Raw genomic sequence first — 20,387 nt, forward strand, 5'->3', positions numbered from 1 at the left:
TGATAACTATACCTAAAATCGGCTTTTTGGAACTCTGCGACTGCAGACTATCAGCTGCTGGAAAAGTCAATCGGGACGATATAAGTCAGAGACGTGGGCATACGCAGGCATACTTCTTCCACTATTTAATCATATATTTTACCCTGAAATCTCCGCCCACATCGGTGCAAACTCTTCGGCCTGACGTAAGATATTTTGCACAGCCTCGTCCTGCATATCTGGTGGGTAGCCGTATTTCCGCAGCAGACGTTTGACCGCCGTACGCATCCGTGCGCGTGTTGGGGCCATGACGTTCCAGTCCACCGTGGCATTTTCTCGAATGGTCTTGACCAAAGCCGTGGCAATCACGCGCAGGCCAAGATCGCTCATTGCTTCCCGTGCACTGTCATTACGCGTAAGTGCGTCATAGAAAGCCACTTCTTCCGGTGTCAGACCGAGTTCCTCACCACGCGCCCGTGCCGCTGCCATTTCATGGGCTAGGCGGATCAGTTCATCAAGAATCTGGGCTGAGGTCAGGGCATTGGTATGATAACGGCTGACTGCCTGCTCAAGACGCGTCGAAAACGCCTCTGCTTCCGTCAGGTTAGAGCGACTGCGGCTACGGATCTGACCTTCCAGAAGCTTTCGTAGGGCCTCGATTGCCAGGTTGCGTTGCGGCATCTCACGCACTTCCTGCAAGAAGGCATCCGAAAGGATGGAAATGTCCGGACGCCCGATCCCGGCCGCCTCCATGATGTCGATAATGTCCGTGGACACTACCGCCCGACTGACCAACTGCTTGATCGCCAGTTCTCGCTCCTGCGAACTTCTACCATCCGTGTCTTCACCGCTCTTCTTTACCAGCGCAGCCCGGACAGCCTCGAAAAACCCCACTTCATCACGTAGGGCTGCTGCCTGATCACTGGCGGAGGCCAGCGCAAAGGCAACCGACAGCGCCTTGACCGCATCGGGAAAACGTTTCTGTGCGGCTTTGCGGGCTTCGTCAGTCGTCGCCTGCGCAGTCTCCCGCTGCTGCTGGCCCAGAATATGGTCCAGTGCTCCGGCCATGATCGCCAGTTTGACTTTGGGTGCGGTCCCCGGAACAAGTGCGGGACGATAATCAAAACCCCTAGCCTGTTCCGGATTGAACATGGCCCGGACAATCTCGTAGCGTTCCTGCAAGGCGCGGATGGCCTCAGCTTCATCAATCCCGACCTGCTCCCGGTCCCCGGCGGAATATTCACCCAGAGCAGATTTCAGGTTCTGGGCGAGGCCAATGTAATCCACGACCAGGCCGCCGGGTTTGCCCTTGAATACGCGGTTTACGCGGGCAATCGCCTGCATCAGACCGTGCCCGCGCATGGGTTTATCCACATACATCGTGTGCATGGAAGGGACATCAAAGCCCGTCAGCCACATGTCCCGCACGATCACCAGTTTCAGCGGGTCGGGATTGTCCTTCATGCGCTTGGCCAGCAATTCGCGGCGGGCTTTGGGGCGCTTGCCAATATGCGGCTGGAACCCTGCCGGATCGGAGGAACTGCCGGTCATCACAACCTTTATGACACCTGCGTTGTCATCATCACTGTGCCAGTCCGGGCGAATACGGATGATCTCGTCATAAAGTGCCACGCAGATGGCGCGGCTCATGCCGACAATCATGCCCTTGCCATCAAGAGCCTCAAGCCTGTTTTCGAAGTGCTTGACCAGATCTTCGGCAACCCGCCGCAAACGTGGTTCTGCGCCGACCAGCGCTTCGACCCGCGAGTATTTCTGGCTGAGTTTGTGCTCTTCGCTTTCAGACAGTCCCTCGACAATCTCCGCCAGTTCGTCATCAAGTTCTTCCTTGACGTCATCATCCAGTTCGATGCGCACCAGACGGCTTTCGTAATAGATCGGCACCGTTGCACCATCTTCCACCGCCTGGGCGATGTCGTAGATGTCGATATAATCGCCAAAGATGGCACGGGTATTTACATCCGCCGTTTCAATCGGCGTGCCGGTAAAACCAATGAAAGACGCATTGGGCAGAGCATCGCGCAGGTGTTTGGCAAAGCCGTAGGAGACCTTGCCCGTTTCACGATTAAATTTTGCCTCCAGCCCATACTGGCTACGATGTGCCTCATCTGCCATGACCACGATGTTGCGGCGGTCCGTCAGCAGCGGCACGGTTGCTTCGTCACCTTCTGGCTGGAATTTCTGAAGCGTCGTAAAGATCACGCCTCCAGAAGCCCGCCTGAGCAGTTTTCGCAACTCATCACGACTGCCTGCCTGTTCCGGTGTCTGACGCAGCAGCGCCTGCGCCCCTGAGAAAGTGGCGAATAGCTGGTCATCCAGATCGTTGCGGTCGGTCAGCACAACAATCGTCGGGTTTTCCATTGCCGGGTGACGTGCAATGACCCCGGCATAGAACGTCATCAGCAGGCTTTTGCCTGATCCCTGCGTATGCCAGATGACCCCCGCTTTCCGGTCACCGCCCTGCGCCGTCGCCCGGACTGTCTGTGCCACAGCCTTACGGCAGGCATGAAACTGATGATAGGCGGCCAGAATCTTGATGGGACTGCCATCTTTTTCCGTGAACAGCACGAAGTCCCGTATCAGTGCGAGCAGCCAGCGCGGGGTGAACACGCCGCATAGCACGGTTTCCATTTCCTGATGGTTCTTTGCCACCAGTTCCTCGCCATCAACCGTGCGCCAAGGCATGAAACGCTCACGGTCTGCCGTAAGCGAGCCGACGCGGGCCTCGGTGCCGTCGGAGATCACCAGTACTTCATTAAAACGGAACAGGGAGGGGATGAAGGCGCGATAGGTCTGGAACTGGTTCCAGGCGGAGTCCAGCGTAGCCTGTTCGGAACTCGGGCTTTTCAGTTCAACAACGCCCAGAGGCAATCCGTTGACGAACAGTACGATATCGGGCCGTCGGTTGGCCTCGTCCTTTTCCACCACAAACTGGCGCACGGCGAGGAAGTCATTGCGTTCTGGATGGTCAAAATCGATCAACCGCGCCCGGTCTCCGGACTGCGTACCGTCTTCGCGCACCACGTCCACAGGAACGCCATCGACCAGATACCCATGCAGGCGGTGGTTTTCGTCCACAACATCCGGCGTGTCTTCGCGCTTCAGCGCCAGCAGGGCTTCGTCCCGTGCGGCCTGCGACAGATGCGGATTCAGGCGATCAATGGCGGCCTGAAGTCGCTTGTTGAGAATGACGTCCGATAACGAGGTGCGTTCGGGATGGGCACCGCCGGGGGAAATCTCCGGCCCGGTGGTGATGGTGTAGCCACTCTCCCGCAGGATCTCGCAGGCCCAGTCCTCGATCTCATTTTCGGACAGGAAACTCATAGCGCGTTCGCCATCATCTTTTCAGCGTCACGAACGCGGATTTCGCCGGACATCAGTTTGGGCAGGAGAAGGTCGCGGAGTTGGGCGAGGCTTTGAGCCTCCTTCTTATTTTGCACAATTTTCTTATAAAATACTTCCACTCCATCATTAAAAGCGGAAATTAAAGTTTTACCGGGAAATAATGAAGTAAAACCATCAATATCTCCTTTTCCAAGGTGAATTACCGTGGTCGCAACCTCTGTATCTTCAATGAATTTTAATTGAGGAATTATGGTTTCTCTTAAGAATACAGAAGATATTCCCTCATTGGGTTGAAATACACATACTCGTTGATTGAGCCAAGCTTCCTCACCGCCCCATAAATGGGCGCGAAATTCACCATCCATTCCAACGACAATCATACCGGGTAGAATTTTGAAACCTTTGGGATGGTTTTCCGTTGTCCAAACCCCCGGTTTTTCTGACGGCAAGTCCCTGATTCTTACAAGCGGAATGCCATCACACTGAGTATTAAATAGGCTGGACGCAAAAGGTGCGCCGTAAACCACTGACGCCACGTCATAAATGCTAGAGAAACTCCACCCCTCCGGCTTTCCCTCATCATCCAGCCTATCGGGGAAAAGCTCCCAGATTTCGGTGACGAGATAAGGCGTTTGCCCGGCCATTTTCGCCCGTGTCGGGCCAAAATCAACAAACCAGTCCCGAAACAACGCCCGCGCCATCGCTTCTAGCGTCTCGTTCATCCGACGGTTGAGGTCGATCTTGTCGTCAAGGGTTCCGAGGATGGCTAAAATTGCGTCTTGTCCCTCAATTGAGGGCAGCAGGAATTCAAGAGTGCGGGCTGAACCAACGTTAAAATGCTGTTGAACAGCTCCCACGATGTGAGACGAGATATGGTGGCCAGCAACGGAGTTGACGACGTAACAGAGGAAGCGAGGTCTTACTCTTTCACTGCAACGTACAATGACGACATCAGAGCAATTCGCCTCAAGAAGCCAATCCGGAATGACAGCACACGTTCCCGGCTTTCCGGTGCGAACGATAACCACATCGCCAGGCCGTAAAGACGACTTCTGCAATCGCTTGTGGAAAGAAGGGGTTATAAACTTCACCCCATCGTATTTTATGTTGAATGGTTCGATGTTTAATGAACGTAGGAACGGAATTCCTTTGTCTACATATTCACTGGCCATTGGGCCTACGTGCCCGACAGTTACCTCGTTTGCTACATCCGAGATTGTAACTTTTGTCCAAGCGATCACTGTAAAACGATCCAAGAATTAGAAATTATACGTTTGAAACCTTCATCGACTTGCGCCCAATCCAGCACATCCACTTTCCACGGAAGATCAGACTCGGAAAACGCCTCTTCCAACCGTGCCCGCGTCTCCAGCGGCAACAGTTCGTTCCCCATCACTGCCAAGTCAAAATCAGAAAACGGCTTGGCATCGCCCGTCACGCGCGAGCCAAATGCCCGCACCTCCCGGTCAGGCACGATCTCGTGGAGAATACGCAGCACGATGGCCCGCTCTTCAGGCGTAATGTCGATCTTATCCGTCACGCGGCCCGGTCTTTCAGAACGGCCAGCAGGAACGCCGCCTCGTCGATAAAATCCGGGATTGTCGCCACGACCTGCTTTGCAGAGGCTTCGTTATAGGTGTGGCTGGTCATGTTCCGCATCTTGCGAAACACGCTCCATTGCGGCCAGGCGCTTTTAAGAAGCCCGGCTTCATTGGCGGAGCGGATGAGGTCCGGAAAGCCCATGCGGTCATATTCTTCCGGCGAGGCCGCGTTGGCTTCAAGAAACCGCTTCAGGGTCTTGTGGCTCAGTTCGTAAGTGAACTCGAAACGCTGGATCAACCCGTCGCGTAGCTGCTCATCATAAGGATGGGCAACATGTCGCGCCCACCCTTCCTTCAGGCGGTCCAGCGCCCGTTCCAGCGGGATCAGATAAAGGGTCATGAAGCCTCCTGCGGAACAACCAGCTTCAGGGACGCTGTAATTTTCGCGTTCAGTTCTTCGCCCTGACGGAACTGCTCCTGCAACGTTTTCTCCAGCGCCGCGAAGCGTTCGGCAAACGGCACGCTATCTTCCTCGGCCTCTTCCGCGCCGACATAGCGGCCAGGTGTCAGCACGAAGCCGTGCTGTTCCACCTCATCGAGTGTGGCGGATTTGCAGAAGCCGGGAACGTCCTCGTAGGGGGCCGCGTCCTTCTCCCCGCGCCAAGCATGATAGGTATCGGCAATACGGGCGACATTGGCATCCGTCAGTTCACGACGGGTGCGGTCAACCATGCTGCCGAGTTTGCGGGCATCGATGAACAGCATTTCCCCGCGCCGGTCACGCCAGCCTTTCGGGTTCTTGCTGCGGGCAAGGAACCACAGACAGGCCGGTATCTGTGTCGAATAGAAAAGCTGGCCGGGCAGCGCAACCATGCAGTCCACCACGTCTGCCTCGACCATGCGGCGGCGGATTTCGCCTTCGCTGTTCTGGTTGGACGACATGGACCCGTTGGCCAGCACCACGCCTGCCGTGCCATTTGGGGCGAGGTGCCACAGGATGTGCTGGAGCCACGCATAGTTGGCATTGCCTGCAGGGGGCCTGCCATACTGCCAGCGCGGGTCATCCTCCAGCGAGGCATTCCACCAGTCCGAGATGTTGAATGGTGGGTTAGCAAGGATGGTATCGAACCGCAGATCTTTCAATTCATCACGCAGGAAGCTGCCTTCGTTGTTCCAGCGTATGTCTGCACCAATGCCCCGAACAGCGAGGTTCATTTTTGCCAGACGCCAGGTCGTGTGGTTACTCTCCTGCCCATAGATGGCTATGTCGCCCAGCTTGCCGCCATGACTTTCCACAAACCGTTCAGACTGAACAAACATGCCACCGGACCCACAGCAGGGGTCATACACGCGGCCCTTATAAGGTTCGAGCATGGAGACCAGCGTGCGCACGACACTAGATGGCGTGTAGAATTCCCCCCCGCGTTTGCCTTCCGCACCGGCAAAGCCGCCAAGAAAATATTCATAGACACGCCCCAGAACGTCACGGGCCTGATCCTCGCTGCCACCCATGCCAATTTCGGAGATCAGGTCGATCAGTTCACCCAACATCACACTATCAAGTGCAGGGCGTCCGTAATCCTTGGGTAGAACGCCCTTGAGCTGGTCCGGATTGGCCTGTTCAATCGCCAGCATGGCATCATCAATCATTTTGCCGATGTTGGATGCGCGGGCATTAGCCTGAAGATGCGACCAGCGAGCCGTCTCCGGCACCCAGAAAATGTTCTCGGCCAGATATTCGTCCGGATCTTCCGCCGCCGCCGGATCATCATGCAGAAGGGCTTCATGATACGCTTCGAAAGCGGTGGAGATATAACGCAGGAAGATCAGCCCAAGCGTAACATGCTTATAATCTGAGGGTTCCAGATTCTTGCGTAGCTTATCAGCAGCAAGGAACATCTGCTGCTCAAAACCGAGATTGGCGGTAGTCGCCTTCGCTTTCGTCCGTGTTGTTTTTTTTGGGGCCGGAGCAGCGTCCGGATTCTTACGGGGGCGGCCACGAGGCATGGAAACAGGCTTTCACTATCCAGAACAGGTCGTTACAATTTGCCTGATCAGGTCTTAATCGTCGAGAGGGACATAGACGGGAGCAGTCCTGCACCTGCTGACGATCATCGCGGATACTGACTTCTGCTTCGGATGCCAGTCTGCGGTTTCTGGTACCTGCCATGACCTAAACGAGACAGGCGACGCCTCAATTAACCCCGAATACGTCGCGAGTGCGGTTGCGTTTTATTCAAAAATTAATTTAATCAAGATTGCCAATATCGCCATGCCGCCAAGCAACACCAATGTAGCCAACGTACCGACGCCGCGACGTCTGGGCCGTGGCGCACGCTTCCGTGCAGGTTGTGGGGCAGGCTGAATACCAGCTTTCTGATCCAGCCAGGCATCGAGGTCAGCGATTCGGAACCTTACGTCGCGAGTTCCATATGTGACAGAACGGGGCCCTCGGCCCATCCATTTCAGATTCCGCAACCGCCCTGGACTGATGCCCAGATATTCTGCCGCCTGCCCGTATGTCAGGACAGCGGGCCTCATACCTTCAGGAAGTTCGGACGCCATCACTCTGCTACAAAATTATCAATGAAATTTCTGGGCGAGGCAGCCCAAAATGTCAATGTTTCGGCCTGAGCCATTGAGCCAATTTTGAGCCAAATGGAGGGAGATACCCCGTGACAAGCAGTGACGTCCGGTTATATAAAAGTGGCGGAAGTCAGGGATTTTCTGCAAAATTCCAAGGTAAGTCATAGCATTCCTTCCGCCCTTTCACGGCGGCAACACGGGTTCGAATCCCGTACGGGACGCCACGGCATGTAAGTGCTTTCCATTATTATGGAAATGCCTGCCTTCCTGATTCATGGCAGATTTTCATGCCATGCCTGTCAGGACATCATTCTATTCTTCATGAATCATTGAACACGAAATCACCTGAAGATCAGGTGTTCGTCTGGCATCTCTTCATCTGGTTCCGTCATATGCCTGATCGGAAATGCGCCGGACACTGCGTTCAGGGAAGTGTCCCCCATCCCCAGCGAACGTCCGGCGCACTCATCAGGGACGTTCCTGATAAAGCTTTTTGCAAAAATCTTCGAAGAACGCCGCCTTTTTAAAAAAAGGCGACACCCAAAAACTTCTGTTATATTCTGACGATTTCCTAACGCCCCGAATAGGGCGCGGCTGCCTTGGGCAGGCCGTCCTCGATCGGCAGGGCCGGATTGCGGGACCATTCGTTCCACGACCCCATATATATGCGCAGGCGGGTAAAGCCCGCCGCCGTCAGGGCGACATAGGTATTGGCCGCCCGCGCGCCCTTGAAGCAGTAGATGATGATGTCATCATCCGGATGCAGGTCGCGTGACGCCGCCAGGGCACGGATTTCCGCCGCATCGCGGAAAGAGGCGTGATTGTCCGTGACTTTCATGAAATCGTACCACTCGATCCACACCGCGCCGGGAATCCGTCCCTTGCGTGGCGCGAAATCGACGCCATAGGGCGATGAACTTTCACCCAGCCATTCGACCCTGTCACGATTATCCAGCAGTTTGACGCCACCCGAACGCAGGGCGGCCATCACGTCCTCATACGTGGCCATAAGGCCGCCATTTATGGTGAGCGGAAATTCGGTGCGCACGGGCGTCGTGGTTTCGGTGGTGAACGTGCCCCCCGCCCTGCGCCACGCGCTCAGCCCGCCATCAAGGATGCCGACGCTGGGATACCCCAGGTAACGCAGGATCCAGTATCCACGGCAGGACGCCCCATACCGGGTATGCAGCGCATCTTCATAGACAATGGCGGTCTTTTTGCCATCCAGCCCGTATTCCGCGAAAAGGCTGGCAAAGGTCCGCTGCAGCGTTGTCAGACCGTCCTGCGTGGTTTCCGCCAGATAGGTGAAGATGTCGGGCATGCTGACGGCCCCGGCGATATGCCCGGCGTCAAAGTCCTTTTTGTCCCGCACATCGATCAGAAGGGCCTTTCCCTCTGCGGCGAGCCTGCGGACATCATCGGGCGAATAAAGAACAGGTATCGGCATGGGGGCTTTCCGCAATGATTGTGGACATGCACCCACCACTATCAGCAATGATGTCACCGATGGAGGCGACAGGGCACGCCCCGGCCATGATCTGGACAGGACCCTCCCGTATCCGTGAACGGGCCTGCCCCCTTCACCGGCCGAGGATGAAATCCACCGCCCCGCCATAGATGTGATACAGCGAACTGGCGGGCATATGATCAGTCAGGGAGACGCCATGCACGTCCAGCCGGTCGATCCATCCACCATGCAGGCGGGCGGGCGCATAATGTTCGAAGAAATTCCCGCTCTGCCGCGTCAGCGCCGTGGCCGCGCGCGCATCGCCATCACGCGCCCGGCGGGCCAGTATGCGCATCAGTTCCGTCTGCGGCCAGATACGCGTTGATTCCTCCAGCCGCGCGCCATCTTCGGTAATCGCGTCACACACCACCATCCTGTCGGGATCCACGCCACACGTGATGGCCGTATCCGCCAGCCGGTCCCGGGCCGCCAGCACCGCCGGGACCTCCGCCGCCCGTGGTGCAAGCCGCGCGAATTCCGAAAACAGCCACGACCATTCCAGCAGGTGCCCCGGTTCCACCCGGTTATGTCCCGCCGCCTGCAGCGGGGCCCATGCACTGTTGAAGGTTTCGAGCAGCATGCCCGTCCCCGGCAGGATGAAATGTTCCAGCGCCAGCAGGACCAGATCGCGGGCATGCTCCAGATAAAAAAGCTCGCCCGAAACCTCGAACAGCAAAAGATAGGCTTCCAGCAGGTGCATGTGCGGGTTCTGCCGGTGGATGGTGTCGGCAGGCGGCACGGTGTCGAGATAGCCGCCCTGCCCCGTCAGGAATATCCGGTCGATTTCCAGCGCCGTCTCACGCGCGACCGCAAGGTAGGCGTCATCGCGCGACGCCCGGTAGGCCCAGCCATAGGCGAACAGGATGAAGGCATGGGCATACAGGTCGCGCCGCCGGTCCGCGGGCCGTCCGTCCGGCCCGAGGGAGAAGATCCACCCCGGCGCGTCGTCGCTGCGCCAGTAACGGCGTTCCACCTCATGCAGGCATTCCAGCGCCTGTCCCGCGGTGGGACAGAATCCGTCAAGCTGCGCGCGGCAATAGGTGGAAATCTGGCGCGCCTGCACCATCAGGCGCAGTTCAGGCAGGTGAATGGGCCGCCGGTCGAACGTCAGGCGTTCGTGGAACAGGCGCCGCGCGGTATCAAAGCCGATTCCCGACCACAGGGGCAGCGCGCCCCGCGACAGCCAGAGACGCCATGCGTCTTGAGACAATTCGACACCCTCTTTCGTGTTCCCACCGACGCGCCCCGCATGGCCCGTCCGCGCCTTTTCCACTCCGGGCCACCCGTGGGCCTGCCTGTCGCGCCATGCCATGCCCATCGGCGGGCGGGGCAAGGTCTCCCTTCCTGATGGGGTGAATAAGGTCGCAGCCGCCGTTCGTAAAGACAATCCGCATTCCCGCCGCCTGCATGCTGCCTGTCCGTTGCCTGCCCGTTGCCTGAGTGTACAGCATTACGTGACCTTGCGGGTTTTCGGGCGCTTTCGCCACACGGCGCCTGTATGCAGTTTTACTGCTATCATGCTTGCCCTCCTGACCGGCACGAAGGACGTAAAGATGCAGACTGCGGGAAAATTCATCCTGGCGACCACCCTCGCGCTGGCCTATGGCGGCAGCGCCCTTGCACGTCCGGTACTGCTGGAACATGCTTCCGTCATCGACGGGACGGGCGCACAGGCGCAGGCCGATACCTCCATCCTGATGGATGGGGGAAAGATCGTGGGCGTGGGACACGACCTGTCCGCGCCCCGCGATGCGCAACGGGTGGATCTGACGGGCCGCACGGTCCTGCCGGGCCTGATTTCCGACCACAGTCATGTCGGACAGGTGTCGGGCACCACCAACGGGTCGCAGAATTACACGCGGGCCAATATCCTGTCCGCCCTGCGCCAGTACGAACGGTATGGCGTGCTGACGGTCACGGCGCTGGGGCTGAACAAGTCCCCCCTGTTCGACGAACTGCGCCGTGAACAGCACGCGGGACGCAATCCGGGGGCGGACCTGTTCGGCGTGGACCAGGGCATTGGCGCGCCGGATGGCGTCCCGCCACAGAACCGCTTCAACCTCGCCCCGGACGAGGTCTTCCGCCCCACCACGGCGGATGAGGCCCGCGCCGCCGTGGACCGCATGGCGGACGAGGGCACGGACCTCATCAAGCTGTGGGTCGATGATTTCCGCAATGGCGTGCCGGGGGCAAAGCCGCTGCCAAAGATGTCACCCGAAGTCTATCGCGCCGCCATCGCGCAGGCCCACCTGCGTGGCAAGCGGGTGGCCGCGCATATCCACGACCTGTCCGATGCCCGCGCCCTGGTCGCGGCGGGGGTGGACATCCTGGCGCATGGCGTGCGCGACCAGGCGGTGGATGTCGCGCTGATCGAAGATATGGAACAGCGTGGCACATGGTACATCGCGACGCTTGATCTGGACGAGGCCAACTACATCTTTGCCGAACACCCCGAATGGCTGGATGACCCGTTCCTTTCCGCGGGCCTTGATCCCGCCCTGCGCGCGCAGTTCGCCGATCCCGCGTGGCGGGCAAAGACCCTGTCCGCGCCCCTGACGGCGGCATCGCGCAAGGCGTTGGCGATGAACATGCACAACCTGCTGACGCTGTACCGCGCGGGCATCCATGTCGGCTTCGGCACCGATTCAGGCGCGATGCCCACGCGCATCCCCGGATTTGCCGAACATCGGGAACTCTACCTCTCGGTCGCGGCGGGACTTACGCCGTTGCAGGCGATCTCGCTGGCGACCGGCAATGCCGCGGCACTGCTGCAGCTGCCGGACCGCGGGATCATCGCACCGGGCAGGCGCGCCGACCTGCTGGTGGTGGAGGGACATCCCGACCATGACATCGGGGACATGCACCATATCGCGCAGGTATGGCAGCACGGGGTGATGACCGACGGGCCGCTGACGGGCACGAAGTAAGCACGCCCCGCGCCCGTACGCATTGGTTGCATGCGCTTTTGTATGCAGGAGAATGGACAGGCCTATGGCACAGGGAAGATGAAAAGGAGACACCCACGATGGAACCATGGCATTCGTTCACCGAGTTCGGAAAATCGGGCACGATCTACCAGTTCAAGCGCCCGCCGGAGGACCTCCCGGACCAGCCGGCGATTTTCCTGCTGACCACCGTCATGGGATCGACCACCAAGGGGGGATCATGGGAATTCCTCAGCCCCGAAATCGGCCGTGTCCACTCCCTGCGCCGCGACTGGGACAGCGTGATCACGCCTGCGCGCCGCGCCAAGGAGGAAAGCGAGGACGTGCTGGTCTGCTTCGTCTCCGAAGGAACGCTGGATGAGGCGTTTGACGACCTGCGCGATGGCGGGGCCCAGACCCTGCCGCCCACCCCGTCCGCGAGCTGAGCAAGACGGCCACAAGGCGGGATACCGGCCCGGCGCGGGGAATGTCACATCCATCCCCGCGCCGTTATGCTTGAGACTTTACTTTCAGCCCATCACGCCGAAGGTCCCGTTCTTGAGCGACGCCTCGATTTCTTCCAGAGAGCGTCCGCGCGTTTCGGGGACATAGCGCAGCACGAACACGAACGCCGCGAAATTCAGCGCCGCGAACATCCAGAACGTGCCCGCGGCACCCAGCGTCTGCACCAGCGAAAGCGTCGTCAGCGACACCACCAGGTCCGCCACCCAGTGCGTCGCGGCGACAAGGCTCATCCCCTTACTGCGGCATGACAGGGGATAGACCTCCGCCCCCACCAGCCAGACCGCGACCGACAGGCTGCCGACGTTGAAGATGGCATAGCACACGACCGCCGCCGCCGTGATCCAGGTATTGATCCCCTGCGTCGCGCCAATGGCAAACATCGTCCCCAGCACCAGCAGCGACACCACCGCGCCGGGAATAAGCCGCAGCAGCAGCGTGCGCCGTCCCCACGCATCGACCGCCCAGCTGCCGAACGTGGTGGAGGCCAGCATCGCGACCCCGATGGCGATGGAGGTCAGCAGGGCGGAGCTTTTGCCAAACCCCACCCCCGCGAAGATGGTCGGCGCGTAATACAGCACCGCATTGACGCCCGTGATCTGGCAGAACAGCGCCACCCCGACCGAGGCGACCAGCGCAGGCCGCACCCAGGGCTGCAACAGGGCGGACCACGGCGCCTGCTCGTCATGCATGGCGACGATGGCCTCCAGCTCCGTACGGGCAAGGGCGGGGTCGCGCCGCAGGCGCTGCAGCACCTCGAACGCGCCTTCGAGGTTGCCTTTCATCGCAAGCCAGCGCGGGCTGCGCGGCAGCAGCGACATGCCCACGAACAGCACCACCGCCGGCACCACGCCCAGCCCGAACATCAGCCGCCATGACTGATCACGCAGCACATAGCCCGCGATGAAGGAAATCAGGATGCCCGCCACCACCGCCATCTGGAACAGGACCACCATCTGCCCACGTTTTTCAGGCGGGGCGATTTCCGCGATATAGACCGGCACGATCTGCGAACACATCCCCACCGCAAGGCCAAGGATGAAGCGCGCAAAGACCAGAAGCGACACGCCGGGGGAAAACGAGGCCATCAGCGTGCCGAAAATGAACACCAGTGCCGCGAACATGATCATGTAACGCCGCCCCAGCCGGTCCGACAGCGGGGCGGCCACCAGGCATCCACCCAGCGCGCCCGCGACGATCGCCGACGTCACCACCTGCTGCCCCAGCGTGCCCAGCGCGAAATCGCCCGTGATCTGCAGCAGTGCCGCGGAGATGATGCCCGTGTCATACCCGAACAGCAGTCCCCCCGTCGCCGCGACGGCCGCGATCAGCCCGACGATGGGAGGGGTGGAAGCCACGTTCTTGTCCTGCGCCATTATTCTTTTCTTTCTTCAGCGTAGTTCGATGTCCGGCGATGTAGCCGGGGTCAGGGAAGCGAGATCCTGACCAGAAGCCACGGACGTTCCTCCATGTCGTGTCCGTCATGGAAGACGGGCAGGCGCGACCACTGCCCCACCGTCAGCCATAGCGTCTTGCCCACCAGCGCCAGGCTGTCGGGCGCGATCAGGCGCGGGTCATGTGCGACCATCGACAGGTGCCCGTCAGGCGCGCGCCGCACGATGGCATGATGTTCGATATCGGTCAGGTACAGCGAATTGTCCGGCGCGGTGGCCATCCCGTCGACGACCACCGTCTCGCCCTCGTCCCGGACGGCGCGTTCCACCTGCGCGGGGGTCGCGGCGGGATCCGACAGCACGGCCGTCGGCGCGCTGTACAGCCTGCGGCTCGACAGGGGCTGCCAGTACAGGCGCGATGAATCGGCGCTCAGCGTCACGCCGTCGATGCCGCCCTGTCCCATGACGGGATGGGTCGGGCTGTACTGGAGCATCTGGCCATCCAGTTCCATGGCGAAATCCGGCTGCGCCCGGGTGGAGGGCGCATTTTCCAGAACGCGCCGCGCCCTGCCGGTCGCGATATCCACCACGATGATCGCCGGGTGGTCCGCCGTTGACGTGTCGCTGACATACGCCGTGCCGCCCGCGCCATGCGTCATGTCCACCCGCACGTCATTGACGTGACCGTCATCGCGCGTCGCCCCCGTGGAAGGGTCCAGCGCGATGGTGGCAAGGATTTTCCCCGTGCGGGCGTCCATCCCGATCAGGGCCGGACGGGGCGGCGTCTTTTCCCCCGCGACCGTCCCCTCGTCCACGACCCACAGGCGTCCGGTCGCATCCACCGTCATGCCAAGCGGGGATATCAGCCGGTCCTGCGTCGCCGCGTCGGGAAACGGCACCGGCCTGCCATCCTTCAGCACGGCAAGGCGCGGCCCCCTGTGATCGGCGGCGCTGCGCGGAAAGGCCAGCACAAGGCGCCCGTCAGGCAGCGCCGCGATGCCGGAGGGCTGCATGTCGGAAAACCGCGCAACGACAGAGATGTTGCGCGTGGGGATCGCGCCATGATCCACGCTGTCGCCCGCATGCGCCTGCAGCGGCGCGCCCAGCAGGAGCATCAGCCCCATCACCCGCATGGCGCGATACGAACGGGGGGAAAACGGGAAAATGTTCATGCAGGCTTTTTCCTTTTTCTGCCATCCGGGACCAACGGCCGGAGCGGGAGGCCGATATTTACATGCCATGGCGCGCGGCGCATGCCCCCATGACCGCTTTTCCCGAACGGCCCCGCTGTACCGATCGGACCGGCGGGAAAACCGGCTTTTTCGTCAAACGCGACCATGAAGACAGGACATGCCATGTCGTTCCCTGTGTTCATCGGGGACCGGCCCTGCCACGCCGCAACGGCCGACATGCCGGTCAGGGGGACACCATTGAGGGGGCGGAAACGCGCATGGCGTCGCGCACGGCGGGATACAGGGCACGGTAACGCGCCAGCGGGGTGGCATAGGTCGCCGCCAGCGCCGCATCGGGGGAGACCGTCTCCACCCGCTGCGGCGGCAGGCAGACACTGTCCACCGCCTCCCCCGTTACGGCCAGCCGCGCCAGCCGCGCCGCGCCGAACGCCCCGCCCTGTTCCCCATGCGCCAGACGGTGCAGCGACAGGCCCGTGACCGAGGCCAGGATGGAAATCCACAGGCGGCTGCGCGATCCGCCGCCAATGACGTCCGCCTGCGTCAGGTGCGATCCCGCCTCCGCCAGCACATCGACCACGTCGCGGAACGAGAACGCGACCCCCTCCAGCACGGCCTGCGTCATTTCGGCCCGCGTCGTGCCCGATGACAGGCCCGCGAAAACACCCCGGATGGTCCCGTCATTATGGGGCGTGCGCTCCCCCGACAGGTAAGGCAGGAAGAGGACGGGCGACGGGCGCGTCACCTGCGGCGGCAGTTCCGCCAGCAGCGCCGTTTCCGTCACCCCGGTGGTGCGCGACCACCATGCAAGGGACGAGGCCGCCGACAGCGTGACCCCCATCTGGTGCCACATGCGCGGCACGGCATGGCAGAATGCGTGAATCCCGCCCTGCGGGTGGGGACGGAAACGATCCGTCGTCACCCACAGGACCCCCGACGTGCCCAGCGAGAGGAAGGCGGAACCGGCCTGCACGGCCCCCAGCCCCACGGCCCCGGCGGCATTGTCCCCGGCACTGCCCGCAAGGACGGGTCGCGTCTTCATGTCCCATCGCCGGGCAAGTACGTCATGCAGGCGACCGGCCGGGGCCGTGCCTTCCACCAGGGCGGGCATGGCGTGGCGCGTCAGCCCGGACGCCGCAAGCGCGTCATCGGACCAGCGGCGATGCCCCACATCCAGCCACAACGTGCCGGAGGCATCGGACATGTCCTCGATCATCTCGCCCGTCAGGCGGTAACGCAGCCATGCCTTGGGCAGCAGGACATGACGGGTGGCGGCAAAGATTTCGGGTTCGTGGCGCGCGACCCAGATCAGCTTGGGCGCGGTAAAGCCCGGCATGGCGACATTGCCGCATACCTGCCGGCTGTGGGGAAAGCGATGTTCGAATTCGGCGCATTCCGCCGTGGCGCGCACATCGTTCCACAGGATGCACGGACGCAGCACCTCCCCGCCTGCATCCAGCAGGACCGCGCCATGCTGCTGTCCCGACAGGCCGATGCCGCGCACCCCGGACATCTGTTGCGGATGGGCCGCCGCCAGCGCGTCCAGCACCGCCAGCGTCCCCACCCACCAGTCATGGGGGTCCTGTTCATTCCATCCGTCATGCGGGGAACTGATGGTCAGGGGATGGGACTGGCTGCCCACCACCGTCTGGCTGTCATCCACCAGCACGGCCTTGATGGCCGACGTGCCCAGATCGATTCCGACAAACATTGTTATTATTATCCCGTACCGGCGGGAACCACGCCCGTGGCGCCGTCCCGTGCGGCATGTACTGCTTTGCCGTTCTGTGTGTTGTTACAACTGAAAACACACGCAATGCGGCTTGGCAAGCACGTGCTGCACACCTTCCGGTTATCGGGACGGGTCAGCGGGAAAATGCCACAGCGTTGCATCACGACCACGATGGTGGGATGCGAAAGAAGGGGACGCAGGGGCAAATCCCCGCATCCCCTTCCACGGATTGCACCCGTGCCATCACCGGATGGGTGAGCTACCGCACGCCAATATCTTACGCGTTGGTATCTCAGCCATCGTGGCGTTCCAGGAACGTCCCGACAATGCCATTGACGTCGGAGGCGCATTCCAGCTGCGGCATGTGCCCGATATCGCCAAAGCCGTGGCGCGCGCCATCCGGCAGCAGGCCATCGCCCTGCGTCGCGGGCAGGATCTCGTCCGCCGCCCCCCACATCAGGGTCGCGGGAATCTGCGTCGTCTCCAGCACGTCGCGCAGGTCGTCCCCCTGCCTGCCGTCGGGGAAACACGCGGCCGCCACCGTCCGCAACGCGGCCTGCACGCCATCGAGGCGCGTGTAGCGCAGGACGTCATCGACCATGCGCCGCCCGATCAGCGACTTGTCATGCACAAGGTATTTCAGCACGTCCTGCATGGCGCGCGCGCGATCCGCCTCGATAAAGCCGTTGATGAACGCCATGTTGATCTGCGGCCCCAGCCCGGCGGGCGCGATCAGCGACAGCGAGGCCACGCGCTGTGGCACATCGCGCGCCAGCGTCAGCGCGACCCCGCCCCCCAGCGAATGGCCCATCACATGCACCCGCGACAGGTTCAGGTGATCCAGCAGCTGCGCCGTCACGTCGGCAAAGAATTTCAGCGTGCCCGGCCCCACGTCCTTTGACGATCCGCCATGTCCCGGCAGGTCAAAGGCAATGACCCGCCGCGCGTGCGACAGCGCCGCATGGTTGAACATCCAGTTTTTCAGATCACCGCCAAAGCCATGCACCAGCACCAGCGGCGTTGCGTCGCCACCGCCCAGCTCATGCACCCGCAGCGTGTGTGTACCCACCGTTACAAGGACAGGCTCCGCCGAAGCGCCCGCGGCCTCGGCCGGGCCGCTGGCCTCGGAAAACTCGGACTGGAACCGGGTGATGAACGCGTCGATTTCCGCATCGGGCACCGATGCATCCGCCACCACCGCGATCAGCGCGCCAACCGGCAGCGTTTCGCCATTGGACGCGACCTGCCGGCGCAGGGTGCCCGACACCGGGCTTTCAAACGCATTCGTGATCTTCGACGTTTCGATATCAACCAGTTCCTCGCCCGCCTGAACCTTCGCGCCGGGGGCGATCATCCATCCGGCGATCTTGCCCTCGGTCATCGCAAGGCCGAATTTCGGCATGGTGATGGCTGTGATTTCGCTTGCCATGTCAGGCTTTCTCCGTAACGCGCGTGTTCATGACCGATGTGACGGCGGCCTCGATTTTCTCCACGCTGGGAAGATAGAGGCTTTCAAGCACCGTCGCGAAGGGCACGGGGGTATGGGGCGGCACCACGCGACGAATCGGCGCGCGCAGGGCATCGAACGCCTCCTCCGCCACCAGGGCCGCGATGTCGGTCGCCATGTTGCAGCGCGGGCTGGATTCATCGACGATCACCAGACGCCCGGTGTCCGCCACGCATTCAAGGATCGTGTCGCGATCCAGCGGCGAGGTCGTGCGCGGGTCGATGACCGTGCAGCCGATGCCCTGGCGTTCCAGACGGTCCGCCGCCTGATTGGCAAGGCCGACCATGCGGCCAAAGGCGACGATGGTGACATCCGCGCCCTCGCGCGTCAGGTTCGCCTCGCCGAACGGAATGGTATAGGCCTCGTCCGGGACGTCTTCCTCCTCGTCATACATGACCTTGTTTTCAAGGAAGATGACGGGATCATCATCGCGGATCGCCTCGATCAGCAGGCCCTTCGCCTCATAGGGGGAGGACGGGATGACCACCTTCAGGCCGGGGATGTGGGTAAACAGCGGATACAGCGCCTGGCTGTGCTGTGCCGCGGCGTTGAAGCCCGCGCCATACATCGCGCGGATCACCAGCGGCGTGCGCGCCTTTCCGCCGAACATGTAGCGGAACTTGGCCGTCTGGTTCATGATCTGGTCCAGACAGCAGCCGACGAAATCGACGAACATCAGTTCGGCCACGGGACGCAGCCCCGTCATCGCGGCCCCCGCCGCAGCACCGATATACGAGGCCTCGGTAATCGGGGTGTCGAGGACCCGCTCCTCCCCGAATTCCTCCAGCAGTCCCTTGGTCACGCCCAGCACGCCGCCCCAGGCATCTTTGATCCCGGCGGAACCGCCACGGCCACCGGCCACGTCCTCGCCCATGATGATGACGTTCGGATCGCGCCGCATTTCCAGACGCATGGCCTCGTTAATGGCCTGTCGAAAGCTTTTTCTGCTCATTCTTCGTTCTTTCGGACAATGGTTCCCGAACAATGCTTCCGGGATAATGCTCCCCTGCCGATCGCGCGTGATCGCGATCAGTAGCGCACATACACATCAGCCAGCAGGTCCGACGGCTGCGGCAGCGGATCCGCCCTGGCCTGCAGGACCGCGCTTTCGATTTCGTCGGCAACGGCCGCGTCGATTTCATCCAGGGCCGATGCTTCCAGCAGGGCGGCCTGCGTCACGCGGTCGCGAAACAGCGCAAGGCAGTCACGATCGCGCCGGGCCTCCGCCACCTCGCCCGCGGCGCGATAGGTCATGGCGTCGCCCTCGAAATGCCCGTACCAGCGTTCAAGGTGGACATGCAGCATCGCCGGTCCGTTGCCGCCGCGCGCATGGGCGATGACCTCTGCCGCCGCCTGATGCACGGCGAAATAGTCGGATCCGTCGCATTCGACATACGGCATGCCGAATGCCGCCGCGCGCGCCTTCTGCGTTCCGGCGCAGGCATACGACGCGCCCGTCGCCTCGCCATAGCCATTGTCCTCCACCACGAAGACGGCGGGCAGTTTCCATACGGAAGCGAGGTTGAGGCTTTCGAGCGTCGATCCCTCGTTCGAGGCCCCGTCGCCATAGAACGCCACGGCCACCGCGCCATTGCGCAGCGTCCTGTGCGACAGCGCCGCGCCGCAGATCAGCGGCGGGCCGCCACCGACGATGCCATTGGCGCCAAGCATCCCGCGCGTCAGGTCGGCAATATGCATCGACCCGCCCTTGCCACGGCACACGCCGGTGCTGCGGCCATAGATTTCGGCCATCATCCCCGCGACGCCCACGCCCTTGGCGATGCAGTGGCCATGGCCGCGATGGGTGCTGGCGATCGTGTCACTGTCGGTCAGGTTGGCGCATACGCCAACGCCGGATGCTTCCTCGCCACAATACAGGTGGACGAAACCGGGGATCCCGCCGGTTGCGAATTCGACATGCAGGCGTTCCTCGAACATGCGGATGGTGCGCATTGCACGATAGGAGCGCAGCAGCGTTTCCCGCGCTATTTGCATGGGTATTTTCCCTGTTCCAGCCACGGATGTTCATATCCGGGATTTCGTATCCGGCCCGGCGGCACGCAGCGGCGCGACCGGGCACGCCGCCACCACAGCGCCACCGGCATCACCGGAACAAGGATGGCCGTCACGCTTTCACGCCCA

The 20,387-nt window shown here is 61.5% G+C and carries 16 protein-coding genes and 1 tRNA gene; 3 read left to right on the top strand and 14 right to left on the bottom strand.

What is annotated here, in order from left to right:
* Positions 1-138: 138 nt before the first annotated feature.
* The 6 genes from NJLHNGOC_RS04150 to NJLHNGOC_RS04175 all read right to left on the bottom strand — a co-directional run bounded on the left by NJLHNGOC_RS04150 (position 139) and on the right by NJLHNGOC_RS04175 (position 7,448).
* Positions 139-3,321, bottom strand: a complete 3,183-nt coding sequence (locus NJLHNGOC_RS04150) for a type I restriction endonuclease subunit R (RefSeq protein ID WP_113595242.1) — start codon at positions 3,319-3,321, stop codon at positions 139-141.
* Entirely contained in the window at positions 3,318-4,583 is a 1,266-nt protein-coding gene (locus tag NJLHNGOC_RS16125) for a restriction endonuclease subunit S (protein WP_206059706.1), read from the bottom strand. The genes NJLHNGOC_RS04150 and NJLHNGOC_RS16125 overlap by 4 nt, the downstream gene beginning before the upstream one ends.
* A complete protein-coding gene (locus NJLHNGOC_RS04160) occupies positions 4,580-4,882 on the bottom strand; it encodes a nucleotidyltransferase family protein (protein WP_113595244.1) in 303 nt (100 codons plus the stop codon). Before NJLHNGOC_RS04160 ends, NJLHNGOC_RS16125 begins: the two co-directional genes overlap by 4 nt.
* Positions 4,879-5,283, bottom strand: coding sequence for an HI0074 family nucleotidyltransferase substrate-binding subunit (locus NJLHNGOC_RS04165; RefSeq protein ID WP_113595245.1), 405 nt, complete (start codon positions 5,281-5,283; stop codon positions 4,879-4,881). The genes NJLHNGOC_RS04160 and NJLHNGOC_RS04165 overlap by 4 nt, the downstream gene beginning before the upstream one ends.
* Complete coding sequence (locus NJLHNGOC_RS04170; RefSeq protein ID WP_113595246.1) at positions 5,280-6,890, bottom strand: class I SAM-dependent DNA methyltransferase; 1,611 nt, start codon at positions 6,888-6,890, stop codon at positions 5,280-5,282. Before NJLHNGOC_RS04170 ends, NJLHNGOC_RS04165 begins: the two co-directional genes overlap by 4 nt.
* Positions 6,891-7,115: 225 nt before the next feature.
* The gene (locus tag NJLHNGOC_RS04175) at positions 7,116-7,448 is read right to left on the bottom strand and encodes a helix-turn-helix transcriptional regulator (RefSeq protein ID WP_113595247.1); all 333 of its coding nucleotides are present in this window, start codon (positions 7,446-7,448) and stop codon (positions 7,116-7,118) included.
* A gap of 150 nt (positions 7,449-7,598) precedes the next feature.
* Here NJLHNGOC_RS04175 and NJLHNGOC_RS15845 point away from each other — a divergent pair.
* A tRNA-Glu gene (locus NJLHNGOC_RS15845) sits at positions 7,599-7,693 on the top strand.
* A gap of 347 nt (positions 7,694-8,040) precedes the next feature.
* Here NJLHNGOC_RS15845 and NJLHNGOC_RS04180 read toward each other — a convergent pair.
* Together NJLHNGOC_RS04180 and NJLHNGOC_RS04185 are read right to left on the bottom strand one after the other, a co-directional pair.
* On the bottom strand, positions 8,041-8,916 hold the full coding sequence (locus NJLHNGOC_RS04180; RefSeq protein WP_113595248.1) for a sulfurtransferase: 876 nt from the start codon (positions 8,914-8,916) through the stop codon (positions 8,041-8,043).
* 133 nt (positions 8,917-9,049) lie between these two features.
* Entirely contained in the window at positions 9,050-10,309 is a 1,260-nt protein-coding gene (locus NJLHNGOC_RS04185; protein WP_239021322.1) for an AGE family epimerase/isomerase, read from the bottom strand.
* Between the two features lie 220 nt (positions 10,310-10,529).
* Here NJLHNGOC_RS04185 and NJLHNGOC_RS04190 point away from each other — a divergent pair, with 220 nt between their 5' ends.
* Both NJLHNGOC_RS04190 and NJLHNGOC_RS04195 read left to right on the top strand, forming a co-directional pair.
* Positions 10,530-11,903, top strand: coding sequence for an amidohydrolase family protein (locus tag NJLHNGOC_RS04190; RefSeq protein WP_113595319.1), 1,374 nt, complete (start codon positions 10,530-10,532; stop codon positions 11,901-11,903).
* Positions 11,904-12,001: 98 nt separating this feature from the next.
* The gene (locus tag NJLHNGOC_RS04195) at positions 12,002-12,346 is read left to right on the top strand and encodes a hypothetical protein (protein WP_113595249.1); all 345 of its coding nucleotides are present in this window, start codon (positions 12,002-12,004) and stop codon (positions 12,344-12,346) included.
* 84 nt (positions 12,347-12,430) lie between these two features.
* Here the strand turns inward: NJLHNGOC_RS04195 and NJLHNGOC_RS04200 are convergent, their stop codons facing one another.
* From NJLHNGOC_RS04200 to NJLHNGOC_RS04230, 6 genes are all read right to left on the bottom strand, one after another.
* Positions 12,431-13,798: a sugar porter family MFS transporter gene (locus NJLHNGOC_RS04200; RefSeq protein ID WP_113595250.1), complete on the bottom strand. Its 1,368-nt coding sequence runs from the start codon at positions 13,796-13,798 to the stop codon at positions 12,431-12,433.
* A 50-nt stretch (positions 13,799-13,848) separates the two neighbouring features.
* Positions 13,849-14,988: an L-dopachrome tautomerase-related protein gene (locus NJLHNGOC_RS04205; RefSeq protein ID WP_113595251.1), complete on the bottom strand. Its 1,140-nt coding sequence runs from the start codon at positions 14,986-14,988 to the stop codon at positions 13,849-13,851.
* 244 nt (positions 14,989-15,232) lie between these two features.
* Positions 15,233-16,717 (bottom strand): xylulokinase, encoded by a 1,485-nt coding sequence (gene xylB / locus NJLHNGOC_RS04215; protein WP_113595253.1) that lies wholly within the window; start codon positions 16,715-16,717, stop codon positions 15,233-15,235.
* Between the two features lie 313 nt (positions 16,718-17,030).
* Positions 17,031-18,167 (bottom strand): acetoin dehydrogenase dihydrolipoyllysine-residue acetyltransferase subunit, encoded by a 1,137-nt coding sequence (locus NJLHNGOC_RS04220; RefSeq protein WP_113595254.1) that lies wholly within the window; start codon positions 18,165-18,167, stop codon positions 17,031-17,033.
* 1 nt (position 18,168) lies between these two features.
* Positions 18,169-19,197 (bottom strand): alpha-ketoacid dehydrogenase subunit beta, encoded by a 1,029-nt coding sequence (locus tag NJLHNGOC_RS04225; protein WP_113595255.1) that lies wholly within the window; start codon positions 19,195-19,197, stop codon positions 18,169-18,171.
* A 77-nt stretch (positions 19,198-19,274) separates the two neighbouring features.
* Positions 19,275-20,240, bottom strand: a complete 966-nt coding sequence (locus tag NJLHNGOC_RS04230; protein WP_113595256.1) for a thiamine pyrophosphate-dependent dehydrogenase E1 component subunit alpha — start codon at positions 20,238-20,240, stop codon at positions 19,275-19,277.
* Positions 20,241-20,387 lie beyond the last annotated feature (147 nt).

Origin of the sequence: Novacetimonas cocois (genome assembly GCF_003311635.1) — a bacterium.
In the GTDB taxonomy this organism is placed as follows: domain Bacteria; phylum Pseudomonadota; class Alphaproteobacteria; order Acetobacterales; family Acetobacteraceae; genus Novacetimonas; species Novacetimonas cocois.

Coding starts and splice junctions, on each gene's coding strand:
- NJLHNGOC_RS04150 (WP_113595242.1), bottom strand. CDS start 3,321: ATGAGTTTCCTGTCCGAAAATGAGATCGAGGACTGGGCCTGCGAGATC.
- NJLHNGOC_RS04165 (WP_113595245.1), bottom strand. CDS start 5,283: ATGACCCTTTATCTGATCCCGCTGGAACGGGCGCTGGACCGCCTGAAG.
- NJLHNGOC_RS04170 (WP_113595246.1), bottom strand. CDS start 6,890: ATGCCTCGTGGCCGCCCCCGTAAGAATCCGGACGCTGCTCCGGCCCCA.
- NJLHNGOC_RS04175 (WP_113595247.1), bottom strand. CDS start 7,448: ATGGCGTCCGAACTTCCTGAAGGTATGAGGCCCGCTGTCCTGACATAC.
- NJLHNGOC_RS04180 (WP_113595248.1), bottom strand. CDS start 8,916: ATGCCGATACCTGTTCTTTATTCGCCCGATGATGTCCGCAGGCTCGCC.
- NJLHNGOC_RS04190 (WP_113595319.1), top strand. CDS start 10,530: ATGCAGACTGCGGGAAAATTCATCCTGGCGACCACCCTCGCGCTGGCC.
- NJLHNGOC_RS04195 (WP_113595249.1), top strand. CDS start 12,002: ATGGAACCATGGCATTCGTTCACCGAGTTCGGAAAATCGGGCACGATC.
- NJLHNGOC_RS04200 (WP_113595250.1), bottom strand. CDS start 13,798: ATGGCGCAGGACAAGAACGTGGCTTCCACCCCTCCCATCGTCGGGCTG.
- NJLHNGOC_RS04205 (WP_113595251.1), bottom strand. CDS start 14,988: ATGAACATTTTCCCGTTTTCCCCCCGTTCGTATCGCGCCATGCGGGTG.
- xylB (WP_113595253.1), bottom strand. CDS start 16,717: ATGTTTGTCGGAATCGATCTGGGCACGTCGGCCATCAAGGCCGTGCTG.
- NJLHNGOC_RS04220 (WP_113595254.1), bottom strand. CDS start 18,167: ATGGCAAGCGAAATCACAGCCATCACCATGCCGAAATTCGGCCTTGCG.
- NJLHNGOC_RS04225 (WP_113595255.1), bottom strand. CDS start 19,197: ATGAGCAGAAAAAGCTTTCGACAGGCCATTAACGAGGCCATGCGTCTG.
- NJLHNGOC_RS04230 (WP_113595256.1), bottom strand. CDS start 20,240: ATGCAAATAGCGCGGGAAACGCTGCTGCGCTCCTATCGTGCAATGCGC.